Below are 23,462 nucleotides of genomic sequence, written 5' to 3' on the forward strand. Positions count from 1 at the left end.
CCGACCGGGCTCGTCGCCGGTAGGGCGTCGTCAGTAGGGCTTGCGGAAGCCGTACGTCTCATGCCGCCTGACGAAACCCAGCGACGCGTACAGCCCGGCCGCGGGGAGGTTCTCGGCGTTGTGGTTCACGGTCACCGTGGTCATGCCCCGCTCCGCCATGCGTCGCATCGCGTACAGCATCGCCGCGCGGGCGAGGCCCATGCGCTGGAACTCCCGATGGGTGCCGACCGGCTCGAAGTGCCCGATCCGGTTGCGGTCGTCGGTCCAGTACACGGTGAACGCCGCGATCCTCCCGTCGGGGGACTCAGCGACGATCTCGCGCCCGGGGTCGTAGCCGGGCTTCTCCATGACCGCCGACCGGTACAGATCTCCCGTCCAGTCCTCGTCGAAGGAGTGGTTGCGGGCCACCGCGAGCTGCTCGGCGTCCTCCGGCCGGGCCTCGCGCAGGACGAATCCGCCGGGCGGCACCGGCTCGGCGAGGGGCCCGGCCAGATCGCGTTCGTTGACGTGGTCCCAGGTGCGGAAGCGGGCGAACCCGAGCCGGGTGAGCAGTTCGGCCCGGGTCGTGTCGCAGTCGAAGAGGTCGGTCAGCACGAACGGCTCGTCGCGGCCCATGAGACGGCCCGTCGTCTTGTACGCGACGCGGAGCATCTCCAGCTCCGCAGGCGTACCGCGCAGCGACGGCGCGGTGAAGACGTCGAACGCCGAGCCGAAGCGCAGGTTGACGGCGAGCCCGGCGATGGCGCCGCCGTGCTCCCAGACGTGGACGAGTTCTCCCACGGGGCGCCGCCCGCGGAGGTTCTCGTAGATGCGGTGCGGCAGCTCGCCGATGTGGTCGTATCCGCACCGGCCGGCCACGGCGATCCACTCCGCGAAGGTCCGCTGGAGGAGAGGAAGGTCCGCGTCGGAGTAGGGACGCATGGTCAGTTCGGCCGCGATGGTCACCCGGTCATCCTGCCGCCCGGAGTGCCATCGTTCATCCCATTTTTCCGGCGCGGACCGGCGCGGACCGGCGCGGACCGGAGCGGGCCGGGGCGGATCGGAGCGGGCTGGAGCGGATCGGCGTGGCCTGGTCGGCTTGGGTGGCCAGACCGGACGATCGTTCCTTCGCCGCGTATTTCGCCGCAAAGTACGCGGGCCGGGGATCAGACGGGTTTGCGGGCCTCGATGAGGAACCGGGTGGCGTGCGCGACGAAGGGGCCGTCGGCCTCGATCCGGTCGTGGAAGGCCCTGAGCTCGGCGCGGTAGCGGTCGACCGTGAACCCCGGGACGATCCAGATCACTTTCCTGAGGAAGTAGATCACCGCTCCGACGTCGTGGAACACCGTACGCAGGGACTCCAGCCGGAGGTCGAGCACCTCAAGGCCGGCCGACTCGGCCGCCGCCCGGGCGCGTTCGGGGTCGCGGGCGTAGCCGGGCGGCTGCGGGCCCATGAAGAACTCCGTCACCTCCGCGACGCTCCGCGGGCCGACCTCCTGGGAGAGGTATGTCCCTCCCGGCTGGAGCACGCGGGCGATCTCCTCCCATCCGGTGGACACCGGATGCCGACTGACCACGAGATCGAAGGCGTCGTCGGCGAACGGGAGTCGCGAACCGTCGCCCGTGTCGACGACCACGACCCCGCGCGGGCGCAGCAGGTGGCTCGCCCGCGCGACGTTCGGCGGCCATGACTCCGTGGCGGCGGTCAGGGCGGGCAGGTGCGGCACGCTCGCGAGCACCTCGCCGCCACCGGTCTGGATGTCGAGCGCGGCCGTGGCGCGGGCCATGCGCTCGGCCACCAGCCGCGCGTAGCCCCACGACGGGCGCTCCTCCGTGGCGCGGCCGTCCAGCCAGGAGAAGTCCCAGCCGTCGACGGACGCGGATTCCGCCTCGGCGACCAGCTCGTCAAACGTCCTCGTCATGATCCGAGGCTGTCAGTTCTCCTCCGGTCCGGTCCATGGATTTTCCGGCCCGACCTATGCGTACATGCAGCCTGTATGTATATTTCTCGGTATCCGGAAGGAAGATCGGGAGCCGGGCCCCGGCGTACGGGCGGCCCTCGTTCGCCTTCCCGCGCGGAGGCCGTCGCGGAGACGGCAGGAGAGGCGGCGACATGGAACTGACCCCGGCCCGGACGATCGACGGCCTCATCGCGGAGTTCGCCGCGTTCGCCGACCTGGTCGGCGGACTGTCCCCGGAGGAACTGGACCTGCCCACCCGATGCACAGGCTGGGCGGTGCGCGACATTGCCGGTCACGTCATGGGCAACGCCGTCGACACGGCCGCGCTGGCCGCGGGCAGCCGGAGCCCCGACGAACTGGCCCGAGCCTTCCGCGACCACGACCACGCCGCCGAACTGCGGAAGGTGATCGCCGACCTCCGGCCGCTGCTCCACGCCTCCGCCGACTACTGGAACCGCCCCAGCCTGGTTCCGGAACGGACGATCGGCAACGGCGTCCTGACCCTTTGGTACGACGCGTACCTGCACGCCGACGACATCCGTACGGCGCTGGGCCGGCCGAGCGAGCGCGGCCCGGGGCTGGCGGCGGCGGTGCGATGGGTCGTGGCCGAGCTCGGTGCCAAGGGGTGGGGCCCCGCGCGGATCGCCCTCGACGGCTCGGACGACACCGGCCTCGTCGAGCCGGGTGGCGTCGAGCCCGGCGTCTTCGAGGCGGGTGTCTTCGAGATCGGCGAAGCCGGGGCGGCGGAGGAGCCGATCCTGCGCGCGGACGCCCTGCGGTTCGTGCTGGTGGCGACGGGACGGGCCGATCCGGCCGAGCTCGGCCTCGACGAGAGCGTGAACGTCCACCGCTGATCCGTACGATTGGCCTATGGGCAACCGGAAGGTCGAACAGGGCGAAACGACACGGACCGCGCTCGTCGAGGCCGCCGCCGCCCTGTTCGCCGAGAAGGGGTACGCCGACACCTCCACCGGTGAGGTCGTCGCCCGGGCCAACGTCACGCGAGGAGCGCTCTACCACCACTTCGCGGACAAGGAGGAGATCTTTCGCGCCGTCCTGGAGACCGTCGAGGGCGACATCTTCGACCGCGTCAACGCCGCGACGGCCGCCTCCATCGAGGCCGGAGCCGGGGATCCGGCGAGCCTGCTGCGCGTCGGCACCGACACCTTCCTCGACGCCTGCCTCGACCGCCCGGTCCAGCGGATCCTGCTCCAGGAAAGCACGTCGGTGCTGGGCTGGAGCCATTGGCAGCGCCTCGACAACCCCCGATGCCCGCGCCGCCTCCTGGCCCATGGTCTCGCCCAGGCGGTCGACGCGGGCATGATCGCCGAGCAGCCCGCCGAGCCGCTCACGCACCTGCTGTACGGCGCGCTCGTCCAGGCCGGCATGATCATCGCGGGTGCCGACGATCCCGTGGCGACCCGCGCCGCCATGGGCACCGCCGTCGAGCGCCTGCTCGACGCCCTGTTCGCCGCGGGGACCGGACACCCGGTCCGGGATCGGCATCGCTCCTTGGCGCCGTGATCCGTTCGGAACCACCGATCAGCCGCCCCGCGGGCTGAACCGCTCGACGAACCGTGTCTCCGCGAGCGACCGGACAGCCCGGAACCTTCGTTCGTTCGGGAACGGTGGATCGAGGTTGACCTCTGGCGCGCACGACAGCGGCGCCCGCCTGCGCTGACGTGGCGGCCGGTTCCTCGTCTGTGATCAGCGTGCGGGGCGGGATGGGCCCGGCCGCTCCACCGCCTGATCGAAGGGATCGACGAGAACGTCGGCTCGCCTCGCCCGGCCCCCTCTCCCGTACGGCACCGCAGGCGTGTGCCGTGGCGGACGCCTGCCATCGTGCCGGGCCACTCCTCAGAGCATAAGACTCGCTTGACACCATCGTTCTTAATGGAGAGCATTGCTCTCGAAACGGAGCGATGCGCCGAACGATGTCTCGATCGGAGAGACCCATGACCACTCCCAGCTCTTCCCGTGCCCGCCTTGGCGCCGGTTCGCTCGCGGCGGCCGGTGTCCTGTTCCTCCTGTATCCACTTGTGCGTCCGTACTCGGACGAGACGACGCTCGCGGGCGCCCAGGCGATGGCCTCCTCGGCGTGGGTGGCGGCTCACCTGTTCGCCGTGGTGGGGTTCGTCCTGCTCACGCTGGGACTGCTGGCGCTGCACCGCGTCCTCGACCGGCCTCTCACGCTGCCCGCCGTCGTGGTCACGTGGATCGGCGTGGGGCTGACGTTGCCGTACTACGGGGCCGAGGTCTTCGGCCTGAACGTCATCGCGAGACGCGCGCTCCAGGAGCAGGACGCGTCGCTGCTGGCGCTCGCCGACGAGTTCCGGTTCGGCCCGGCGGCGGTCACGATGTTCGGGGGCGGACTTCTGCTGCTCGGGGTCGGCGTGGTCCTGGCGGCCGTCGCCATCTGGCGCTCCGGCGTGCTCGCGCGGTGGAGCGGCGTCCCGCTGGCCGCCGGATTCATCCTGTTCCTCCCGCAGTTCTTCGGCTCGCCCGCGATCCGTATCGCGCACGGTGGCCTGATCGCGATCGGCGGCCTCTGGGTGGCCGTGGAGATGTGGCGGGCGCGTCGCACCTGATCCTCCCTCCCGTCCGATCCGCCGCTCGTGTCCGGGCGGGCCCTTCCCGACGGGATCGGTTCCGGCCGGGTGACGAGTACTGCCTCGCGCGACGCGGGGCAGGAGTCGGTCAGGAAGAGCGGAAGAGAGCCGGCCCGACGCCGGTCGGGGGGAGCTTCGTATGGCCAGGAAGACCATCGCCGATCAGTTCGTCGACATCCTCGCCCAGGCGGGCGTCCGGCGGATCTACGGCGTCGTCGGGGACAGTCTCAACCCGATCACCGATGCCGTTCGCCGGGCCCCCGGCATCGACTGGATCCAGGTGCGGCACGAGGAGACCGCGGCCTTCGCCGCCGGTGCCGAGGCGCAGCTCACGGGCGACCTCGCGGCGTGCGCGGGCAGTTGCGGCCCGGGAAACCTGCATCTGATCAATGGCCTGTACGACGCGCACCGCAGCATGGCGCCGGTGGTCGCGCTCGCCGCGCAGATTCCCAGCAGCGAGATCGGCACCGCCTACTTCCAGGAGACCCACCCCGACCGGCTGTTCGCCGAATGCAGCCACTACTCGGAGCTGATCTCGCATCCTTCGCAGATGCCGCGGGTGCTGCAGACGGCGATCCAGCACGCGGTGGGCCGGTCGGGCGTCTCGGTGGTCAGCCTGCCCGGCGACGTCGCGGCCCGTGAGGCGCCCCAGAAGGCGGCCGAACTGGCGCTGGTCACCCGCCGTCCCACGATCCGCCCGGCCGACGAGGAGATCGACGCGCTGGCCGCGATGGTCGACGACGCCCGGCGGGTGACGCTGTTCTGCGGCAGCGGTACGGCGGGAGCCCACGACGAGGTCATGGCCTTCGCCGAACGGATCAAGGCGCCGGTGGGCCACGCGCTGCGCGGCAAGGAATGGATCCAGTACGACAATCCGTACGACGTGGGCATGACGGGGCTGCTCGGCTACGGCGCGGCGTACGACGCCATGCACGAGGCCGACCTGCTGATCCTGCTCGGCACGGACTTCCCGTACCACGCGTTCCTGCCGGAGGACGTGCGCATCGTCCAGGTCGACGTACGGCCCGAGCACCTGGGGCGGCGGTCCAAGCTGGACCTGGCGGTGTGGGGCGACGCCCGCGAGACGCTCCGCGCGCTGATCCCGAGGGTCGAGGAGAAGACCGACCGCAGGTTCCTGGACCGGATGCTGAAGAAGCACTCCGACGCGCTCAACGGTGTCGTGGAGGCGTACACGCGTGACGTGGAGAAGCATGTCCCGATCCATCCGGAGTACGTCGCGTCGGTCCTCGACGAGGAGGCCGCCGACGACGCCGTCTTCACCGTGGACACCGGCATGTGCAACGTCTGGGCCGCCCGCTATCTCACCCCGAACGGCCGGCGGCGGGTGATCGGCTCCTTCAGCCACGGGTCGATGGCCAACGCGCTGCCCCAGGCGCTCGGCGCGCAGTTCGCCCACCGCGGCCGGCAGGTCGTCTCGTTGTCGGGTGACGGCGGTTTCTCCATGCTCATGGGTGACTTCCTGTCCCTGGTCCAGCACGACCTGCCGGTGAAGGTGGTGCTGTTCGACAACTCCTCGCTCGGCATGGTCGACCTGGAGATGATGGTCGCGGGCCTGCGGCCGTACGGCACGACCTACCCGCACACCGACTACGCCGCCATCGCCCGCGCGGCGGGGGCGTACGGCGTCCGGGTGGAGGATCCGAAGCGGGTCAGGGACGCGCTGCGCGATGTGCTCCGGCATGACGGCCCGGCTCTCGTCGACGTCGTCACCGATCCGAACGCCCTTTCCCTCCCGCCGCGCATCACGGGGGAGCAACTCGCGGGGTTCGCGCTCTCGGCGGGGAAGCTGGTGCTGGACGGCGGGGTCGGCCGGATGGTCCAGATGGCCCGGTCCAACCTCCGCAACATCCCTCGCCCGTGACGACGCCTCGGAGCAGTCCGACAACTCTCATGTTCTTGACAACAATATTTGTCGGTGACATCGTTGGCGCATGTTCGAAGTTGCGGTGATCGAGGATCCGGCGGCGGCGGAGGTCTCACTGGACCCGGTGCGCGCCCGGCTGCTCGCCGAGCTGGCCGAGCCCGGATCGGCCACGATGCTGGCCGCCAAGATCGGCCTGCCGCGGCAGAAGGTGAACTATCACCTCAAGGCGCTGGAGAAGCACGGGCTGGTCGAGCTCGTGGAGGAACGCAGGAAGGGCAACGTCACCGAGCGTGTGCTGCGCGCCACGGCGGCGTCGTACGTGATCTCACCGGCCGCGCTCGCCGACGTGCAGCCGGACCCCTCCCGCTCGCCCGACCGGTTGTCGGCACGCTGGCTGCTCGCCCTGGCCGCCCGGCTGGTGAGCGACGTCGGCGCCCTCCTCACCGGCGCGGCGCGGGCGCGCAAGCGGGTCGCCACGTTCGCCCTGGACGGCGAGGTGCGATTCGCCTCGGCGGCCGACCGTGCCGCCTTCGCCGAGGAGCTCATGAACGCGGTCACCGCACTGGTTTCCAAATATCACGACGAGACGGCCGAGGGCGGTCGCGATCACCGCGTGATCGTCGCCGTCCATCCGAGCGTCAGGCCCGTGATCACGACCGAGACAGAGACGAAGGAGTCCTGACGTGCCGCACGAGTTCGAGGTGCGCGAGGAGATCGCGCTCGATGCCACTCCGGAGCAGGTGTGGGAGGCCATCGCCACCGGTCCGGGAGTCGACTCCTGGTTCATGGGGCGGAACGAGATCGAGCCCCGGGAAGGCGGCAGGACGAGCCAGGAGATGATGGGCTTCACCAGCGAGGCCACGGTCACCGCCTGGGAGCCCGGCAAGAAGTACGCGTTCCGGACGGCGGAGAACCCCGACGGCACCTTCATGGCCTTCGAGTACCTCATCGAGGGCCGCGACGGCGGCAGCACGGTGCTGCGCTTCGTCCACAACGGCTTCCTCGGCGACGACTGGGAGGCGGAGTACGACGCGCTCAAGGTGGGCGACCGCATGTACCTGCGGAAGCTGGCCGTCTACCTCAGGAACTTCGTCGGCCGGATCGCGGCGCACAACGTGTTCGCCGTCGGGCCGCAGGTCGCGGACAGGGGTCGGGTCTGGTCGGCGTTCACGGACGTGCTCGGCCTGACCGGGGCGCAGGTCGCCGACGGCGATCCGGTACGGCTCGCGGTGGAGGGCCTCCCGCCGGCCGACGGAGTCGTCGAGTTCGCCCGGCATCCCAACTTCCTGGGCGTGCGCACGGACGAAGGGATCCACATGTTCATTCACGGCCACCAGGACGCGGTCGTCGTGGAACACCACGACTTCTCAGGAAGCGTGGACGGAAAGGACCTCGACGCGGCCTGGCAGTCCTGGCTCGCCCGGACCTTCGCCTGATCCCGACCTGACGACCGGCCCCGGACGGGCTTGCCCGTCCGGGGCCGGGTCGGGGCCGTCCTCAGCCGGCGACCACCTCGACGTCGTAGAAGCAGAGGTGGTCCCGGATCTCGGCGACGTCGGGCTTCGGGTCCGGATACGCCCACACCAGGTCCTTCGCGTCCGGCCGCGACCAATAGGACGCCGTGCCCTTGAAGGGGCAGTACGTGTGGGTGTCGGACGGGGTCAGGAGGTCGATGCGGACGTCCTCCTGAGGAAGGTAGTAGCGCACGGGCATGCCCGTCTCGCGAAGGAGGAGCGGGCGGCGGCTCTCCGCGAGGAGAACGCCGTCACGCTCGACGCGTACGTGCTCGGTACCCTGCTCGATGGTGATGCGGTGCCCCTCGGACACGATGCCTCCTGGTCGGCTCGGCGGCTGTCCTCTGGTCCAGCGATTCCACGCGAGGGCACATTCCTCATCGGCCCCCGAGGGTGCCGCGCTCGCGCCCGCCCGAGGGGGCGTTCGTCCCCCGCGGGCAGGCGGAATGTGACGATTCCGCAGATCGCCGGAGTTTTACATAGCCAGCCGATACGGTGTCGCCCCGTGTGGCGACGATCATCCACGGTGCTCTGGACGGCGGCCCTCGTGCTGTCCGCCGCTCCTTACGCTCTCCTGCCGTTCCTTGAGGGAGGCTCGGGCGGCGGCTACGTCAGCTTCGCGCTGTGCCCCGGCTTCAGCCGGTATCTGGACGTGAGTGGGTATCTGTCGCCGCTGGGGCTGATCCCCGCTCCAGTGGTCATCCTGATGGGGTTCGGCGTCTGGGCGCTGTCGGCCAAGAAGGGGCATCCCCGATGGGGCCGGGCCGCGGGCCTGCTCACCGCGCTCGTTGTCGGGACGTACAGCCTTGTCACGCTCTCTCTGGCCGCCGCGGACGTGGTCGTCGACGGCTCCTGCGCGGGGCAGTGGGAGATGCTCGTGGGTGGTCTGTCGGTTTTCTGGCACTTCTACATCGTCGCCGTCGCCGTGCTGGTCATCGCGGCGGCGCGGGTCGGACGCCCCGTCCCCAGACGGAGAGACCGGACCTCCCGGGCGAGTATCGCGCCGAGTGACCCCGCAACGTAAGCAGATGGTGGATCCCGAGCTGTTCCCCGCCCACGTGCGGGTGCTCGGCGTGATCCTGCCGTACGCGGTGGTCGAACGCCCTGTTCGGCCACCGCGGAGTACGTCGCGCTGTGGTTCAAGAGCGCCGGGATCGAATCCGGCTTCTACTGGTACGTCTCCGGCTGCGCCGCGGTCTCCCTCGTCGTGTACCTGTTCAACCCGTGCCTGACCCGGGCGTGACGCGGTGAATGCGTAGTCCGGCCGCGCCTTACACGTACCACTCGCCGGGAAGGGCCTTGTAGACGTCTTCGAGGGCCTGGGAGGTCCGGGCGCGGGCCCACAACCATGCCTGGCCGTCGTCGCGCAGCAGCACGTCCGGGCCGAGGAACCAGCGGGTGCCCGGCTCGTCCTCGGGATAGGAGGGCATCGGAGCAAGCGCGTAGAGCTCCTCGATCACGGCGACGGTCTCCGGATCGAGTTCCCGGTTGTCCGCGAGATCGTCGTCGGAGAAGAGGGACTCCGACATGACGATCTCCACGAAAGCCAGGGACAGCCGGTCGATCCACGGAGCCCAGCGTTCGGTCGTCTTGTCCAGCATGTCGGCCAGGTAGACCGTCGCCGGATCTTCCTGGTCCAGCGTGTCCAGGGTGATGCCCCACTCCACGACGTACTGGTTCTCCACCCGATAGACCAGGGCCTGTCCGGTGTCGTCCACGTACAGCTTGTCCGGCGGGAGCAGGGTGTCCTGGTTGCCGGTCAGATCGTCGCGACGGCCGAGCAGCGCGTACGCCTCGCGGAGCGCGACGGGAAGCCGCAGGCCGAGTCGCTCCTCCGCGGCGTCCAGTTCCGCCGCGTCGTAGCCGTCCTCGGCGGCCAGCGGAGCCAGCCATTCGGCGGCGAAACGCCGGATGAACGCCCACGCGTGGTCCCGGCCCTGGATGGCGACGGCGAGTTCCGCGGCGAGGTCGAATCCGTTCGGCACGGGAGGAATCTATCCGAATGGAGATCGAGTACGCGGAGTCACGCGGAAGTGGGACGCAGCGCCGAGAGGAGGACGCGGAGCTCGGTGATCCGGAGCAGCCGGCCGGCGAGGGGATACAGCGCGCATCCCGCGGCCCCCGCGGCGAGCAGGATGACGAGGGAGCCGCTCCAGCCCGTTCCGATGGCGGGGACGAGGGCGTGGGTGATGGCGATCGCGGTGAAGCCGGTGCCCGCCGCGGCGATCGCCGTCCGCGTGTGGGTGGAAAGGAGCCGATGGCCGTCGACCCGTCCGAGCCGCGATCTCAGGACGATCGCCGCAGTGAGAAGACCGACGGTGCCGGCGAGGGCGTACCCGGCGGCGAGAGCAACGAGCATGCCGGGACCGGGGACGATGGCCGCGGCCGCCCAAGCGCTGATCGCCGTGACGGCGGAGACCAGCACGCCGATCAACGCCGGGGTACGGGTGTCCTGCAGTGCGTAGAACCCACGGATCATGATCTGGTAGCCGCAGAAGGGCACCAGCGCGAGCCCGTACACGGAGAGATCGCGCCGCGCCGCGGCCCGGCCGGCGAAGGCGAGCAGGAGCATCTGTGCGGCCACGCCCGCGGTGGTGCCGACGGACAACAGCAGCGTCTGCGCCGACGTCAGCTCCTCGACGCGGTGACCGCCGCCGATCGCGAGGTAGGCGACGGCGGTGGCGATGACCACGAGATTGTTGGCCACCGGCGCCCACATCGGGCTGGCCATGCGGCCGCGGGCGTTGAGTACGGCGGCCAAAGCCGTTCCGGCGCCGTAGAAGAGGATCTGCGGCAAGAAGAACCGGGTGAAGGTGATCGCCAGCTGCCGTTGGTCAGGGGTGAAGCCGGGGGCGCACAGGTCCACGATCTGAGGAGCGAACAGCATCGTGACCGCGATTGTGATGCCCAGGCAGTAGACGATCAGCGAGAGCAGCCGTTGGGCGAACATCTCGTCGCCGTGCCGTACGAGGAGGGGGACCAGAACGCCGGCCAGCGCCCCGCCCAGCACCACGTCATAGATCGAGTTGGGCAGGGTGTTGGCCACCGTGTGCGCGTCCAGCAGGCGCGATCCGAGCCCGAGTGCCGCGACCAGGGCGAGGGTGCGGCCGAACCCGGTGATCCGGGAGACGAGAGTGGCCAGGGCCATCGCCCGCCCCGCTTTCGCCAGCCTCGGCTGCTCCGCGGCGTTCTCCGGCTTGTTCATCAGGCGAGGGAGGGGGGGACGAAGTAGATCGTGCGGTACCAGAGCGCGCTGAGCGTCTCGATCGCGGTCTCGTCGTCGGGGGCGTTCACGTTCGCGTCGCCGCCCGCCGCCATCCATACCCAGCAGAAGGACTCGAGCATCGAGACGATCGCGGACGCCAGTGTGCCCGGATCGAGCTCGACGTGGTGTCCCGCCTTCTCCGCGTTCTTGATCCCCGCGAGGACCGTGCGAATGCCGGCCGCGCGGTTCTCCCGCCAGCGTTCGGCGAAGGCGGCGTCCGTCATGGACATCTGGAAGACGCCCACCATCTCCGCGAGGTACTTGCGGTAGGTGGTCCAGTAGGCCCTCACGGCACCGCGGATGCTCTCCAGCGGGTCGTCGCTCTGGCTCTTGAAGGACGCCTCGAGGACCTCGATCGAGAACTGTTCGAGGAGCGCTTCGAGCAGCTCCTCCTTGTTCTCGTAGTAGTTGTAGAACGACCCGGGAGACTTCCCCGCGGCCTGCGCGATGTCGGAGATCTTCGCGTTGAAGTACCCCTTCTCCGCGAACACCTGCCGGGCGGCGTCCAAGAACGCGGCCTCGGTCCGCCGTCCCTTCGGCGTGGCTGGCATCGACGGCTTCCTCCGTCTCTTCTGCTGATGAACCCGTCTTCCGCTGCCCAATGACGAGGTCTGAGTGTAGGCGATCACGCGTGGCCGTCCGTCCCTTCTCGATCGCCCATTGACTAAAACTGAATTTAACATCAGAATCGCGGTCAGTTCCAGTCAGCAGCCGCGCGACCCGAGGGATGCACGATGGCGATGATGACCGGGGGCGAGTACCTCGCCTCGCTCGACGACGGAAGGCGAGTCTTCGCCGATGGTCAGGAGATCAAGGATCTTTCCGCCCATCCGCAGTTCGCCACGGCCCTCGACCTGATCGCCGCGGGATACGACGAGCACCACCGGCCGGGGGAGGACGCCTGCGGGCCCTACTTCGCGATCCCCCGGAGCCGTGACGAGCTGAAGCGGCTGCTGGAGGAGCTGCTGCACTGGGACATGGTGACGGTGACGACCTCGCAGGGCCTGCTCGCCCTGCTCACCGCGGCCGCGCGGATCCGGCCGAGCAGCGAGGAGTACGCCCGGCGGATCGAGGCCTACTTCGAGTACTGCAAGGACAACGACCTCCGGTGCGTTCAGGCGATCACCGACGCCAAGGGGGACCGGATGCGCTCCCCCGGCGCGCAGGACGACCCGGACGTCTACACCCGCATCGTCGAGCGCCGCCCGGACGGCATCGTCGTCAGGGGAGCGAAGCTGCACATCTCCTCGGCGGCGGTGAGCCACGAACTGGTCGTGATGCCGACCAAGAAGATGAAGCCGGGCGAGGAGGACTGGGCGGTCGCGTGCGCCATCCCGGTGAACTCGCCGGGCGTACGGATCGTCAACACCAACTACGCGCCGCGCGAGCGCACGCCGGACTTCCCGCACAGCTCCCGGCACAACATGCCGGAGGGCTTCGTCATCCTCGACGACGTCTTCGTCCCCAACGAGCGGGTGTTCCTGGCCGGGGAGACCGAGCACTCGGCGACGTTCGCGCACTCACTCGGACTGTGGGAGCGCCTGGGCGGTACCGCGCACCTCGTGGAGATCGGTGACACGCTGGTCGGCCTCGCCCAGCTGATCGCCGAGGCGAACGGCACCGAGCGGGTCTCGCACATCCGCGAGAAGATCGCGGAAATGATCATCTACGCGACGCTGGTGCGGGCCGGGCTCGAAGCCGCGATCGCGAACGCCGAGCCGAGCCCGGAGGGCTGGTACTTCCCGAGCGAGCTCTTCACCAACGCGGCCAAGCACTTCGGCGCCGCCGAGTTCAGCGCGATGGTCCGGCACCTGCACGACATCGGAGGCGGTTCCATCGTCACCGCGCCGTCGATCGCCGACCTCGAGCACGAGGAGATCGGCCCGGCGATCCGCAAGTACATGCGGACCAAGGAGGGCGTCGACGGCGAGTACCGCACGCGCCTGTTCCACGCGATCCGCGACTACACCGCCGACGCCTTCGGCGGCTGGCAGCTGGTGACCATGCTCCAGTCCGGAGGCGGCCTCTACGCCCAGCGACTCGTCGCGCGCAAGCACTACCCGATGGACAAGGCCAAGGCGCTCGGCCTCAAGGTGGCCGGGATCCCGGAGAACTGAGGAGACCGCGCCGTGAAGAACGAGCACGCTCCCGACGTCGCCGGCTTCCGCGACGAGGTCAGGGAGTTCCTGCGGTCCATCGCGGGGGAGTTCGGCGTCGGCGACGGTGACGCGCGGGCCGGTGACGCGGGGGCAGGTGACACGGGTGGCGGTGTCCCGGCCCGGAACGCGGAGCGCTCCGACCGCATCGCCGCCGTCGAGGAACTCGGCGAGGGACACGAGTCCGAGGTGCGCAGAGCCCGCGAGCTTCAGGCGCGGCTCTTCGACGCCGGCCTGGCCTGGCCGAGCGGTCCGCCCGACTGCGGCGGGCGCGGCCTGAGCCCGGAGCACGACCAGGTCCTCGACGACGTCCTCCAGGAGTTGGGATTCCCCTCCCGGGAGGTCCTCTTCGTCGGCCTGCACATCGTCGTACCGGCGATCGACAAGCACGGAACCCCGTCGCTGAGGCGGCGGATGCTGCCCGCGCTGTTCCGCGCGGACATCGTCGGATGCCAGCTCTTCTCCGAGCCCAGCGCCGGGTCCGACCTGGCGGGCGTCACCACGCGGGCCGTACGCGACGGCGACGACTGGATCATCACCGGCCAGAAGGTGTGGACCTCGATGGGCCACCTCGCCGACATCGGCGAGGCCCTGGTCCGCACCGACCCCGACGCCCCCAAGCACGAGGGGCTGACCATGTTCCTCGTCGACATGCGCGCCCCCGGGGTGACCGTACGGCCGATCCGCCAGATGACCGGAGGAGCGGCGTTCAGCGAGGTCTTCCTCGACGGCGTCCGCGTGCCCGACGCGCACCGCGTCGGCGAGGTCGGTGCGGGGTGGCGGGTCGCGGCCACCAGCCTGGGCAGCGAGCGCGGCTCCATGAGCGGCGTGAACGGCCCGGTCAGCCCGTACGTGCTGGAGCGCCTGACCACCCTGGTCTCGCGGTTGGACGCGGTCGCCGACCCCGTCCACCGGCAGCGGGTCGCCGCCGCCGTGAGCGCGGTGGTCGCGATGCGGGCCGCGGCCGACCTCCCGGACGGCTCGTGGAGCCACGGGCTGGCCCCCGTGTCGGGTTCCGTCATGAAGATGCTCATGACCAGGGCCGTCGACCAGATCGCGGCGCTCGCCGGCGAGGTCCTCGGCGAGCGCGCGTTCGCCGACCACGGTGAGTGGGACACGTACGCCTGGTCGGAGTTCGTCCTCGGGGCGCCCGCGCTCCACATCGCCGGCGGCACCGACGAGATCCAGCTCGACGTCATCGCGCAACGCGGGCTGGGGCTTCCCCGCCCGCCCAAGCCCGTCACCCCCCGCACCCGCATCGAAGCGACAACGACGTAAGGACGGTGCCGTGGAATCCTTCATCCAGCTACGTAAGGGGCGCACGCCGCGGCGGATCCACCGCGATCTCGACGGTCTCAAGGACGACGAGATGGGCAGGTCGGGGTTCACCGGCCGCACCGCGCACCTCTACCGCAGGAACGACCCGACCGCCTACCGGGTCGAGGGCACGCTGCGCTCCGTGGACGTCCGGACGGGAGAGCTGAGGCCCTCCGACCTCGACGACCCGGACGGCGAGCCGCTGCTCCTCTTCAGCAACCCGGACTGCCGCGTCTCGCTGAGCCGCCGCCGCGTGGCCGCCCCCTTCCACGTGCGCAACGTCGACGGGGACGAGCTCTGGTTCGTGCACCGGGGCCACGGCCACGTCGAGACCGAGTTCGGCCGCCTGCCGTACCGGCCGGGCGACTACGTCTACCTGCCGAAGTCGACGACGTACCGGCAGGTTCCCGAGGACGACGCGCACGTGCTCGTCATCGAGGCGCGGGAGGAGTTCCGGGTGCCGGAGGCCGGGGTGCTCGGGCGGCACTTCCCCTACGACTCGTCGCTCGTCACGGTTCCCGAGGCGGAGGCGTTCGACGACGACGGGCGGGCCGAGTACGAGGTGCGGCTCCGGCACTCCGGCGGGCGTACGTCCCTCTTCTATCCCCATCACCCGCTCGACGTCGAAGGCTGGAAGGGTGACAACTTCCCCTTCACGTTCAACATCGACGACTACGACGTGATCACCTCGGAGACCGTCCACCTGCCGCCCACGGTCCACCTGTTCATGCAGGCCACCGGGGTGTACGTGATGCACTTCCTGCCCCGTCCCGTCGAGGCGGCCCCCGGTGCCGAGCGCATGCCGTGGTACCACCGCAACGTCGACTACGACGAGGTCGCCTTCTACCACGGTGGCAGCGTGTTCGGCGTCCAGATGCCGGAGGGCCTGATCTCCCACGCCCCGCAGGGCATCCACCACGGCGTGCCGGAACGGGCCCGCGAGCGGTCCAGGCGGCGGCACGACGTGGATCAGCGGGTCGAGTGGAAGGTCATCTCGATCGACACCCGGCAGCGCCTCGTCCCGAGCGAGGCGATCCTGTCCGCCGTCCAGGCCGAGGTCTCTCCCGAGGTGCAGATATGACCGCCGCCCCTCGCCACGAATACGACCGCATCCCCTATCTGGTGCTGTTCGAGGACCGGTCCGCCTACCGCGACACGTACGGGGGCAGCGGCGAGAACGTGGTGCTGGAGAGCTACCTGCTCAAGCCGAGGGACGTGGCCTCCGACACCGTCATCGTCTTCATGCACCCCATCGGGGGCGGCGCGTACCTGCCGATGACGAACGCCCTGCCGAGGGCGGGACACCACGTCATCTACTGCAACAGCCGCTATCGCGGCATCGACAGCGCGCTGATCATGGAGAAGGTGGTCCAGGACCTCGGCGCCTGCGTACGCGACGCCCGTGAGCGGCTCGGCTACCGGAACGTGATCCTGGCGGGCTGGAGCGGAGGCGGCTCGCTGTCGCTGTACTACCAGCAGCAGGCGCAGGCGCCAACCGTCACCCACACCCCGGCGGGCGACCCGATGGACCTCGCCGCGCTCGACCTCCAGCCGGCCGACGGCGTCATGCTCCTCGCCGCGCACGTCAGCAGGCACGGCACGCTCACCGAGTGGATGGACGCGTCCATCCTGGACGAGAACGACCCCGCCAAGCGCGATCCGGAGCTGGACCTGTACGACCCGGCGAACCCCGACCGGCCGCCGTACAGCGCGGAGTTCCTCCAGCGGTACCGCGAGGCGCAGATCGCGCGCAACCGGCGGATCACCGCCTGGGTGAAGGAGTCCCTCGACGACCTGCGCGCGTCGGGACGGCCCCTGGAGGAGCGCGCCTTCGTCACCCACGGCACGATGGCCGACCCTCGCTGGCTCGATCCGGCCGTCGACCCGAACGACCGTGCTCCCGGAGTCTGCTACCTCGGCGATCCCCGCGTCGTGAACATGGGGCCGGTGGGCCTCGCGCGGTTCAGCACCCTGCGGAGCTGGTTGTCGCAGTGGAGCTACGACGACGCGAACGGCGACGGGGTACGCTGCGCCGCCTACCTGCGCGTCCCCACGCTCGTCATCGGCAACTCGGCGGACGACGCGTGCACGCCCAGCCACACCCGGCGCCTGTACGACGCGGTCGGGCATCCGGACAGGACCCTGCACGTCGTTCAGGGCGCGAACCACTACTACACAGGAAAGGCGCAGGTTCCGCACCTGGCCGAAGCGGTCGAAACGATCACGAACTGGATGGCGGAGAGGGGCTGGGCCGGATCGCTATGACCAGACAAGAGCAGTGGCCCGATCTCACGATCGACGCAGCCGTCCGCGCGCACGCGCGCATGCGCCCCGACGCGCCCGCGATCGTGGGCCCCGCGTCCTCCCTGACGTGGCGCGAGCTCGACGAGGCGGCCGACCGCGGCGCCGCGTTCCTGGCCGGGCACGGCGTGGGGCCGGGCTCCCGCGTCGGCTGGCTGGGACAGAACGACGTCGCCTTCCCCGCCGTCCTGCTCGCCATCTGGCGCAGGCGCGCGTCCATGGTGGGGCTGAACTGGCGCCTCCCGACCGCGGGCCAGCGCGAGGCGGTGGCCTTCGTGGATCTCGCGCACCTGGTGTCCACCGCCGAGTTCGCCGAGCGCGGCCAGGAGGCGGCCCACGGTCTCACCACGCATTCGGCGGTGGACTCCACGCTGCCGCTGTGGCCGGACTCCTCCGCGGTGGAGCCCCTGGAACCGGGCTACGACGACGAGGCGATCGTCTACTTCACCTCGGGATCGACCGGCGTTCCGAAGGCGGTTCCGCTGACCCGGCTGGCCAACGAGCTGTCCGTCGCGAACCCGCAGGTCCACCGGTTCACGACCGAGTCGCGGCAGCTGATCGTCCCCCCGGTGTTCCATCTCGCCGGAGCGACCTGGGTGCAGTACGGCCTCCGCTTCGGCACCACGCAGGTGTACGTCGCGGGCGGCGCTCCGGCATCGCTGGTCGAGGAACTGGCCGGGCACCGCATCACGCACACGGTCCTCGTGCCGACCCTGATCCGGGCGATCGTCGACCACCTGCAGAAGCATCCGAGGCCGCTGCCCGACCTGCGGCATGTCGCCTACGGCGCGTCCCCGATCACGGTGAGCCTGCTCAGCGAGGCCATCGACGTGCTGGGATGCGAGCTCTGCCAGATCTACGGCATGACGGAGGCCGGAGCCCCGGTCACCTGCCTCCCGCCGGAGGACCACCGGCTCGATCCGGAGAACGCCGGTCGGCTGGCGTCGGCGGGGCGGCTCGTGGAGAACGTCGAGCTGAGCGTGCGCGACCTGGTGACCGGTGAGGAGGTGCCGGTCGGGACCCCCGGTGAGCTGCACTTCCGCACGCCGTTCATGATGCGCGGCTACATCGGAAGGGACGACGCCACCCGGAGCGTCCTGACCGGCGGCTGGCTCAACACGCGCGACGTCGGCTACCTCGACGGGGACGGCTACGTGCACGTCGAGGGCAGGTCCGACCACATGATCGTGACCGGCGGGGAGAACGTCCATCCGGCCGAGGTCGAGAACGTCATCGACCAGATGCCCGAGATCCTCGAATGCGCGGTGTACGGCGTGCCCGACGACGTGTGGGGCCGGCTGGTGTGCGCCGCCGTCGTCCCCCGCGACGACGGGCTGACGGAGCAGGCCGTCATCGAGCACTGCAGGAGGTTCCTGCCCGGATACAAGGTGCCCAAGAGGATCAGGATCCTTCCCGAGCTGCCGAGGACGGCGACCGGGAAGATCGTGCGCGCGACCCTTCTCGCCGGGGAGACCGGCGCGGGAGCCGGTGGAGAGGCCGAGAGATGACCGACGACCTGCTGAGTCCCGACGAGGTCAGGGCCGCGCTCCGGGCGTACTTCGCCGACCGGCCGGGCCTGGACGAGACCCGGCTGATCCGTGACGGCGATCCGGCCGTCGCCGGCGCGGGGTTCGACCGGGAGCGCTGGCGCGTGCTCGCCGACGAGGTCGGCCTGCTCGCCATGGCGGCGCCGGAGGAGGCCGACGGTCTCGGCCTGGGCCTCGAACACCTGACCGCCGCGGCCGAGGAGGCGGGCGCGTCCCTCTATCCCGGGCCGTTCCGCGCCTCGGTGCTGCTGGCCTGGGCGCTTCGCGCGGGCGGCGCCGCCACCTCCGGCGGCGACCTGATCGGCGATCCGGTCGGCCATGCGGGCGGGGTCCTGACCGGCACCGCGGTCGCGGGCGTGCCCCAGGCGTTCGCATCGCACGTCCCCGGGCTGCGCATGGACGCGGAAGGGCGCGTGTCCGGCGAGGTCCGGCACGTCACGCACGGCCCGGCCGCCGACGTGCTGCTCGCCGTCGCCCGCGCGCCGCACGGTCCCGCCGCCGTCCTGGTGCCGCTCGGCGGCGAGCGGGGATCCGTCACGCGCCGGGCGGCCGGATCCGTCGATCTCACCGCGACGCTCGGCGATCTCCACCTCGACGCGGTCCCGGCGCTGCCCCTGTCGCGGCCGGGAGACGTCGCGACCCTCGCGAGGATCGGCGACGTGGCCCGGCTCCTGCTCGCGGCCGAGCAGGTGGGCGGGGCGCAGGGCTGCCTCGACCACGCGGTCGGGTACGCGAAGATCCGCAGCCAGTTCGGCCGGTTGATCGGCGTCAACCAGGCGATCCAGCACCGCTGCGCGGGGATGGCGGTCGACGTCGTCGCGGCGCGCGCGCTCGTCCTCGCCGCCGCGCGGGCGATCGACGCGGAGGACGAGCGGGCCCACCTGCTCGTGCTCCTGGCCAAGGCCGAGGCGTCCCAGGTGTTCGGGGCCGCCGCCGAGGCGCTGATCCAGGTGCACGGCGGGATCGGCTTCACGTGGGAGCACGACGCCCACCTTTTCTATCGGCGGGCGAAGGCCACCGCCGTACTCGACGGGCAGCCGGTCCGGCTCAGGGACACCGCCGTGGCGAGCGGGTGCCTCTCGCTGCTCGCCGGCTGAGCTCCCTCCGACCTCGATCGACCCCGCAGAACCACCCAAAACCGTGCAGAAAGGATGCACCGTGCCCGCTCCCGTCATCGTGGAAGCCGTACGCACCGCCGCAGGGAAGAGAGGCGGCTCGCTCTCCGGGTGGCATCCCGCGGAGCTGGCGGCCGAGACGCTCAAGGCGGTGGTCGCCCGCGCCGGGATCTCCCCGGATCTCGTCGACGACGTCGTCATGGGATGCGTGACCCAGGTAGGGCCGCAGAGCACCAACATCGCGCGGAACGCCGTACTCGCCGCAGGATGGCCGGCGAAGGTCCCGGGGACCACCGTGGACCGGCAGTGCGGCTCCTCGCAGCAGGCGATCCACTTCGCCGCGCAGGCCGTCATGTCCGGCTACATGGACGTGGTCGTCGCGGCGGGCGTCGAGTGCATGAGCACCGTCCCGATGTTCTCCAACGCGCCCGAGGGCGACATCAGGGCCGTCTACGGCGACGAGGTCCAGCGCCGGTACGCCGACCGCGTGTCGTACGGCCTGCCCGGACTGGTCCCCCAGGGGATCTCCGCCGAGCTCATCGTCGACCGCTGGGGACTGACCCGCGAGGACCTCGACGCGTACGGCCTGCGGAGCCAGCTCCGGGCTGCCGCGGCCACGGCCGAGGGGCGGTTCCGGCGCGAGATCGTCCCGGTGGCGCGGAAGGTACGCGACCCCGAGACCGGTCAGATCACGGAGCCGGGCGGCCTGCTCACCGAGGACGAGTGCGTACGCGCCACCTCGGCGGAGGCGCTGGCGCGGCTCAAGCCGGCGTTCGTCCCCGAGGGACGGGTGACCGCGGGCAACGCCTCCCAGATCGTGGACGGCGCGGCAGCCGTTCTCATCATGCGGGACGACGTGGCGGAACGCCTGGGCCTGCGCCCCCGGGCGGCGATCCGGTGGATGTCCGTGGTGGGAGACGACCCCGTCGAGATGCTCACCGCGCCGATCCCGGCCACCCGCGACGTGCTCGCGAAGGCGGGGCTGACGGCGGACCGGATCGATCTGTTCGAGGTGAACGAGGCGTTCGCGCCGGTCGTCCTCGCCTGGCAACGCGAGCTGGGAGCCGATCCCGGCAAGGTCAACGTCAACGGCGGCGGCATCTCCCTGGGGCACCCGCTCGGGGCCTCCGGCGCCAAGCTCATGGTGACGCTGCTGCACGAGCTGGAGCGCACCGGCGGCAGGTACGGCCTGCAGACCATGTGCGAGGGCGGCGGCATGGCCAACGCGACGATCATCGAGCGCCTGGCCTGAGCACCCCCGCACGACGACCACGTACGGCCGGGGCACACGCGCGGCCGGAGACATTGGAGGACGCATGAAGGTGGCAGGCAGCTCCGCGATCGTGACAGGCGGCGGCTCCGGGCTGGGCGAGGCGACGGTGCGCGCGCTGGCCGCCCGCGACGTCAGCGTGACCGTGATCGACCTCGACGAGGTCAACGGGAAGCGGGTCGCGGCGGACGTCGGAGGCCGGTTCGTCCGGGCGGACGTGCGTGATCCCGAGGCCGTCATCGGCGCGATCGAGCAGAGCGTCGCGGCCGCTCCGCTGCGGGCGGTGGTGAACTGTGCCGGCATCCCGAGCCTGTCCAGGACCGTCGGCAGGGACGGCACGTACGCGTCGGCGCACGACCTGGAGGCGTTCCGGAAGGTGGTCGAGGTCAACCTGATCGGCACCTTCAACGTGGTGCGCCTGGCGGGAACGGCGATGTCGCACAACGAGCCGGACGAGGACGGCGCGCGCGGCGCGATGGTCAACACGACGTCCGTCGCGGCGTTCGAGGGCCAGGTCGGCCAGGCCGCCTACAGCGCCTCCAAGGGTGGCGTGGTCGGGCTGACGCTGCCGCTGGCCCGCGACCTCGCGGTCATCGGCGTACGGGTGAACACGATCGCGCCCGGACTCATCGAGACGCCGATCTACGGCAGCGGGCCGGACGCCGAGGAGTTCAAGGCGCACCTCGCCAAGGACGTGGTGTTCCCGCGCCGTCTCGGGCGGGCCGAGGAGTTCGCCTCCCTGGCGCTCGAACTCCTCCAGAACGGCTACATCAACGGCGAGGTGGTCCGCGTCGACGCGGGCGTGCGCCTCCCTCCCAAGTAGCGCGAGGTCCGGCCATCCTCGGACCCTTGCCGTAGCTCAGATTCTGAGGATAAAGTCAGTTTCAGGAATCGAGTGTTCCACATCACACTTCTTCCGGAATGCGTGCGCGCCCCGGGAAGGATTCGAGGCCCCCCACTATGAAAAGACGACTCGCGGCGGCCACGGCCGTGCTGGGACTGGGACTGATTTCGGCCTGCGGCGGTTCTGACGATGGCGCGGGCGCCACGAAGGAAGCGCCCGGCGGAGCGTTCACGTTCGGTGCCGTCCTGGCCGACACGACCCTGGACCCCGACCTCATCCCCGTGCGGCAGATGGTGGTCTACACCCAGCCGCTGTACGACTCGCTGACGTACCTCGCCCCCGACCAGAGCGTCCAGCCGATGCTCGCCACCGAATGGAAGGCCGGCGAGGACGGAGACGGGCCCTTCCTCGACGTCACGCTGCGCGAGGGGCTGACGTTCCCCGACGGCACCCCCTTCACCGCCACGACGGTCCTCGCCAACGTGAAGCGGTCGCAGACCCTCAAGCAGAGCACCAACGCCCCCGAACTCGCGGGGGTGACCGTCGAGGAGGCAGGTCCGGCGAAGGTGCGGTTCCGTAACCCGGCCGGCGTGGGGGACCTCCCGCGCACGCTCGCGGGCCCCTCCGGAATGATGATCTCCGACAAGGCCATCGACGGCGGCACGGACCTGACGAGGCAGTCGGCGGGCATCGGGCCGTACACCGTCAAGACCGTCCAGCCCAACCGCATCGTCTACGCGAAGAACCCGGACTACTGGGACCCGCGGGCGGCGGCCAGTGACACGCTGGAGATCAACTACCTCACCGACGACGCGAAGCTCAACGCCATCCGTACGGGCGACCTGGACGTCACCGTCGTCCCCGAGCAGATGGTCACGGCCGCGGAGGCCGCGGGCTACAAGATCGAGCGCAGCCTCGGCACGGAGAACTTCTCCTTCTCCTTCAACACCGAGATAAAGCCGTTCGACGACGTGCGCGTCCGGGAGGCCGTCAACCTGGCCGTGGACCGTGAGGCGATCTGCAAGGGGCTCTTCCAGGGCCAGTGCGAGCCGACCGGGCAGTTCTTCGCGGCCGGCAGCGCCCAGTACGACCCCGCCTTCGGGCTCACGGCGGTGCCGTTCGACCTGGAGAAGGCCAAGAAGCTGATCCAGGACGCGGGCGCGACGGGTGCCAAGGTGGAGATCGTCACCGTCGCGGGCAACCAGGTCATGGAGCAGCTCGCCTCGGTCCTGCAGCAGCAGATGAACACGATCGGCCTCCAGGCGTCGGTCAGCCTGGTGGCTCCGCCCCAGGTGGTCGGCAAGTTCACCGCGGAGAAGAGCGTCGCGGTGGCCGTCGGCGCCAGCGGCAACACCTTCGACCCCGCCACCACGGTCGCGCGGTACGTCCTGCCGACGGGCCTGTACAACCCGGGCGGCTTCCGCGACGCCGAGGTCGTACGGCTGGCCGCCGAGGCCGTACGGGAGACCGACCAGGACAAACGCACCGAGGTGTACCGGAAGCTCTCGACCGCGGTCATGAAGGACTTCATGTTCATGCCCATCCTGACCACGAAGACGAGCTACGCCACGTCGTCGACGGTCTCGGGATGGCGCAACCCCTGGGCGCCGGCCTTCCCCTCGTTCCGCGGCGTCAAGGGCTGACGCGGCGCAACCGGTCCGCGAAGCGGCCGGGGCCGATCGGGTCCCCGAACGGTCCC

The 23,462-nt window shown here is 70.6% G+C and carries 22 protein-coding genes; 16 read left to right on the forward strand and 6 right to left on the reverse strand.

What is annotated here, in order from left to right:
- Positions 1 to 30 precede the first annotated feature (30 nt).
- Positions 31 to 945 (reverse strand): GNAT family N-acetyltransferase, encoded by a 915-nt coding sequence (locus AB0I59_RS24730; RefSeq protein ID WP_061253998.1) that lies wholly within the window; start codon positions 943 to 945, stop codon positions 31 to 33.
- A gap of 200 nt (positions 946 to 1,145) precedes the next feature.
- Positions 1,146 to 1,901, reverse strand: coding sequence for a class I SAM-dependent methyltransferase (locus AB0I59_RS24735; protein ID WP_358136413.1), 756 nt, complete (start codon positions 1,899 to 1,901; stop codon positions 1,146 to 1,148).
- A gap of 191 nt (positions 1,902 to 2,092) precedes the next feature.
- Between AB0I59_RS24735 and AB0I59_RS24740 the strand changes: the two genes are divergently transcribed.
- The 6 genes from AB0I59_RS24740 to AB0I59_RS24765 all read left to right on the forward strand — a co-directional run bounded on the left by AB0I59_RS24740 (position 2,093) and on the right by AB0I59_RS24765 (position 7,870).
- Positions 2,093 to 2,794, forward strand: coding sequence for a maleylpyruvate isomerase family mycothiol-dependent enzyme (locus AB0I59_RS24740; protein WP_358136416.1), 702 nt, complete (start codon positions 2,093 to 2,095; stop codon positions 2,792 to 2,794).
- A 16-nt stretch (positions 2,795 to 2,810) separates the two neighbouring features.
- The gene (locus AB0I59_RS24745) at positions 2,811 to 3,464 is read left to right on the forward strand and encodes a TetR/AcrR family transcriptional regulator (RefSeq protein ID WP_061253995.1); all 654 of its coding nucleotides are present in this window, start codon (positions 2,811 to 2,813) and stop codon (positions 3,462 to 3,464) included.
- Positions 3,465 to 3,895: 431 nt separating this feature from the next.
- Positions 3,896 to 4,528, forward strand: coding sequence for a hypothetical protein (locus tag AB0I59_RS24750; RefSeq protein ID WP_358136419.1), 633 nt, complete (start codon positions 3,896 to 3,898; stop codon positions 4,526 to 4,528).
- Between the two features lie 160 nt (positions 4,529 to 4,688).
- Positions 4,689 to 6,431, forward strand: coding sequence for a pyruvate dehydrogenase (locus AB0I59_RS24755; RefSeq protein WP_061253993.1), 1,743 nt, complete (start codon positions 4,689 to 4,691; stop codon positions 6,429 to 6,431).
- A 70-nt stretch (positions 6,432 to 6,501) separates the two neighbouring features.
- Positions 6,502 to 7,116: an ArsR/SmtB family transcription factor gene (locus AB0I59_RS24760; RefSeq protein WP_061253992.1), complete on the forward strand. Its 615-nt coding sequence runs from the start codon at positions 6,502 to 6,504 to the stop codon at positions 7,114 to 7,116.
- Between the two features lies 1 nt (position 7,117).
- On the forward strand, positions 7,118 to 7,870 hold the full coding sequence (locus tag AB0I59_RS24765) for an SRPBCC family protein (protein WP_358136424.1): 753 nt from the start codon (positions 7,118 to 7,120) through the stop codon (positions 7,868 to 7,870).
- Between the two features lie 61 nt (positions 7,871 to 7,931).
- On the opposite strand, the gene AB0I59_RS24770 is transcribed toward AB0I59_RS24765, so the two are convergent.
- A complete protein-coding gene (locus tag AB0I59_RS24770; protein WP_061253990.1) occupies positions 7,932 to 8,261 on the reverse strand; it encodes a DUF427 domain-containing protein in 330 nt (109 codons plus the stop codon).
- Positions 8,262 to 8,453: 192 nt separating this feature from the next.
- On the opposite strand from AB0I59_RS24770, the gene AB0I59_RS24775 reads away from it, so the two are divergent.
- Positions 8,454 to 8,972: a hypothetical protein gene (locus AB0I59_RS24775; RefSeq protein ID WP_358136427.1), complete on the forward strand. Its 519-nt coding sequence runs from the start codon at positions 8,454 to 8,456 to the stop codon at positions 8,970 to 8,972.
- Positions 8,973 to 9,219: 247 nt separating this feature from the next.
- Here the strand turns inward: AB0I59_RS24775 and AB0I59_RS24780 are convergent, their stop codons facing one another.
- The 3 genes from AB0I59_RS24780 to AB0I59_RS24790 are packed head-to-tail and all read right to left on the reverse strand — an operon-like array spanning position 9,220 to position 11,764.
- Positions 9,220 to 9,933: an SMI1/KNR4 family protein gene (locus tag AB0I59_RS24780; protein ID WP_358136430.1), complete on the reverse strand. Its 714-nt coding sequence runs from the start codon at positions 9,931 to 9,933 to the stop codon at positions 9,220 to 9,222.
- A gap of 38 nt (positions 9,934 to 9,971) precedes the next feature.
- Entirely contained in the window at positions 9,972 to 11,153 is a 1,182-nt protein-coding gene (locus AB0I59_RS24785) for a lipid II flippase MurJ (RefSeq protein ID WP_358136433.1), read from the reverse strand.
- A complete protein-coding gene (locus tag AB0I59_RS24790; RefSeq protein ID WP_061253987.1) occupies positions 11,153 to 11,764 on the reverse strand; it encodes a TetR/AcrR family transcriptional regulator in 612 nt (203 codons plus the stop codon). Before AB0I59_RS24790 ends, AB0I59_RS24785 begins: the two co-directional genes overlap by 1 nt.
- A 183-nt stretch (positions 11,765 to 11,947) precedes the next feature.
- Here AB0I59_RS24790 and AB0I59_RS24795 point away from each other — a divergent pair, with 183 nt between their 5' ends.
- The 9 genes from AB0I59_RS24795 (at position 11,948) to AB0I59_RS24835 (ending at position 23,406) form a co-directional block, all read left to right on the forward strand.
- Positions 11,948 to 13,330 carry a 4-hydroxyphenylacetate 3-hydroxylase N-terminal domain-containing protein gene (locus tag AB0I59_RS24795; protein ID WP_061253986.1) on the forward strand — a complete coding sequence of 461 codons (1,383 nt, stop codon included), beginning with the start codon at positions 11,948 to 11,950 and terminating at the stop codon, positions 13,328 to 13,330.
- A 12-nt stretch (positions 13,331 to 13,342) separates the two neighbouring features.
- A complete protein-coding gene (locus AB0I59_RS24800; protein WP_061253985.1) occupies positions 13,343 to 14,647 on the forward strand; it encodes an acyl-CoA dehydrogenase family protein in 1,305 nt (434 codons plus the stop codon).
- Between the two features lie 10 nt (positions 14,648 to 14,657).
- Positions 14,658 to 15,767, forward strand: a complete 1,110-nt coding sequence (locus AB0I59_RS24805) for a homogentisate 1,2-dioxygenase (RefSeq protein WP_358136437.1) — start codon at positions 14,658 to 14,660, stop codon at positions 15,765 to 15,767.
- On the forward strand, positions 15,764 to 16,951 hold the full coding sequence (locus AB0I59_RS24810; protein ID WP_358136440.1) for an alpha/beta fold hydrolase: 1,188 nt from the start codon (positions 15,764 to 15,766) through the stop codon (positions 16,949 to 16,951). The genes AB0I59_RS24805 and AB0I59_RS24810 overlap by 4 nt, the downstream gene beginning before the upstream one ends.
- On the forward strand, positions 16,948 to 18,495 hold the full coding sequence (locus AB0I59_RS24815; RefSeq protein ID WP_061253982.1) for a class I adenylate-forming enzyme family protein: 1,548 nt from the start codon (positions 16,948 to 16,950) through the stop codon (positions 18,493 to 18,495). The genes AB0I59_RS24810 and AB0I59_RS24815 overlap by 4 nt, the downstream gene beginning before the upstream one ends.
- The gene (locus AB0I59_RS24820) at positions 18,492 to 19,631 is read left to right on the forward strand and encodes an acyl-CoA dehydrogenase family protein (RefSeq protein WP_358136444.1); all 1,140 of its coding nucleotides are present in this window, start codon (positions 18,492 to 18,494) and stop codon (positions 19,629 to 19,631) included. Before AB0I59_RS24815 ends, AB0I59_RS24820 begins: the two co-directional genes overlap by 4 nt.
- 61 nt (positions 19,632 to 19,692) lie before the next feature.
- Positions 19,693 to 20,901, forward strand: coding sequence for a thiolase family protein (locus AB0I59_RS24825; RefSeq protein WP_061253980.1), 1,209 nt, complete (start codon positions 19,693 to 19,695; stop codon positions 20,899 to 20,901).
- 64 nt (positions 20,902 to 20,965) lie between these two features.
- Complete coding sequence (locus AB0I59_RS24830) at positions 20,966 to 21,742, forward strand: SDR family NAD(P)-dependent oxidoreductase (RefSeq protein ID WP_061253979.1); 777 nt, start codon at positions 20,966 to 20,968, stop codon at positions 21,740 to 21,742.
- Positions 21,743 to 21,879: 137 nt separating this feature from the next.
- Complete coding sequence (locus AB0I59_RS24835; protein ID WP_358136448.1) at positions 21,880 to 23,406, forward strand: ABC transporter substrate-binding protein; 1,527 nt, start codon at positions 21,880 to 21,882, stop codon at positions 23,404 to 23,406.
- The last annotated feature ends 56 nt before the right edge of the window (positions 23,407 to 23,462 follow it).

This window comes from Microtetraspora glauca (assembly GCF_040656155.1).
GTDB lineage: Bacteria > Actinomycetota > Actinomycetes > Streptosporangiales > Streptosporangiaceae > Microtetraspora > Microtetraspora glauca.

What these genes read in the sequence shown, in the direction of transcription:
- AB0I59_RS24735 (WP_358136413.1), bottom strand. Translation starts at nt 1,901, where the DNA reads ATGACGAGGACGTTTGACGAGCTGGTCGCCGAGGCGGAATCCGCGTCC.
- AB0I59_RS24740 (WP_358136416.1), top strand. Translation starts at nt 2,093, where the DNA reads ATGGAACTGACCCCGGCCCGGACGATCGACGGCCTCATCGCGGAGTTC.
- AB0I59_RS24745 (WP_061253995.1), top strand. Translation starts at nt 2,811, where the DNA reads ATGGGCAACCGGAAGGTCGAACAGGGCGAAACGACACGGACCGCGCTC.
- AB0I59_RS24750 (WP_358136419.1), top strand. Translation starts at nt 3,896, where the DNA reads ATGACCACTCCCAGCTCTTCCCGTGCCCGCCTTGGCGCCGGTTCGCTC.
- AB0I59_RS24755 (WP_061253993.1), top strand. Translation starts at nt 4,689, where the DNA reads ATGGCCAGGAAGACCATCGCCGATCAGTTCGTCGACATCCTCGCCCAG.
- AB0I59_RS24760 (WP_061253992.1), top strand. Translation starts at nt 6,502, where the DNA reads ATGTTCGAAGTTGCGGTGATCGAGGATCCGGCGGCGGCGGAGGTCTCA.
- AB0I59_RS24785 (WP_358136433.1), bottom strand. Translation starts at nt 11,153, where the DNA reads ATGAACAAGCCGGAGAACGCCGCGGAGCAGCCGAGGCTGGCGAAAGCG.
- AB0I59_RS24790 (WP_061253987.1), bottom strand. Translation starts at nt 11,764, where the DNA reads ATGCCAGCCACGCCGAAGGGACGGCGGACCGAGGCCGCGTTCTTGGAC.
- AB0I59_RS24795 (WP_061253986.1), top strand. Translation starts at nt 11,948, where the DNA reads ATGGCGATGATGACCGGGGGCGAGTACCTCGCCTCGCTCGACGACGGA.
- AB0I59_RS24810 (WP_358136440.1), top strand. Translation starts at nt 15,764, where the DNA reads ATGACCGCCGCCCCTCGCCACGAATACGACCGCATCCCCTATCTGGTG.
- AB0I59_RS24815 (WP_061253982.1), top strand. Translation starts at nt 16,948, where the DNA reads ATGACCAGACAAGAGCAGTGGCCCGATCTCACGATCGACGCAGCCGTC.
- AB0I59_RS24820 (WP_358136444.1), top strand. Translation starts at nt 18,492, where the DNA reads ATGACCGACGACCTGCTGAGTCCCGACGAGGTCAGGGCCGCGCTCCGG.
- AB0I59_RS24830 (WP_061253979.1), top strand. Translation starts at nt 20,966, where the DNA reads ATGAAGGTGGCAGGCAGCTCCGCGATCGTGACAGGCGGCGGCTCCGGG.
- AB0I59_RS24835 (WP_358136448.1), top strand. Translation starts at nt 21,880, where the DNA reads ATGAAAAGACGACTCGCGGCGGCCACGGCCGTGCTGGGACTGGGACTG.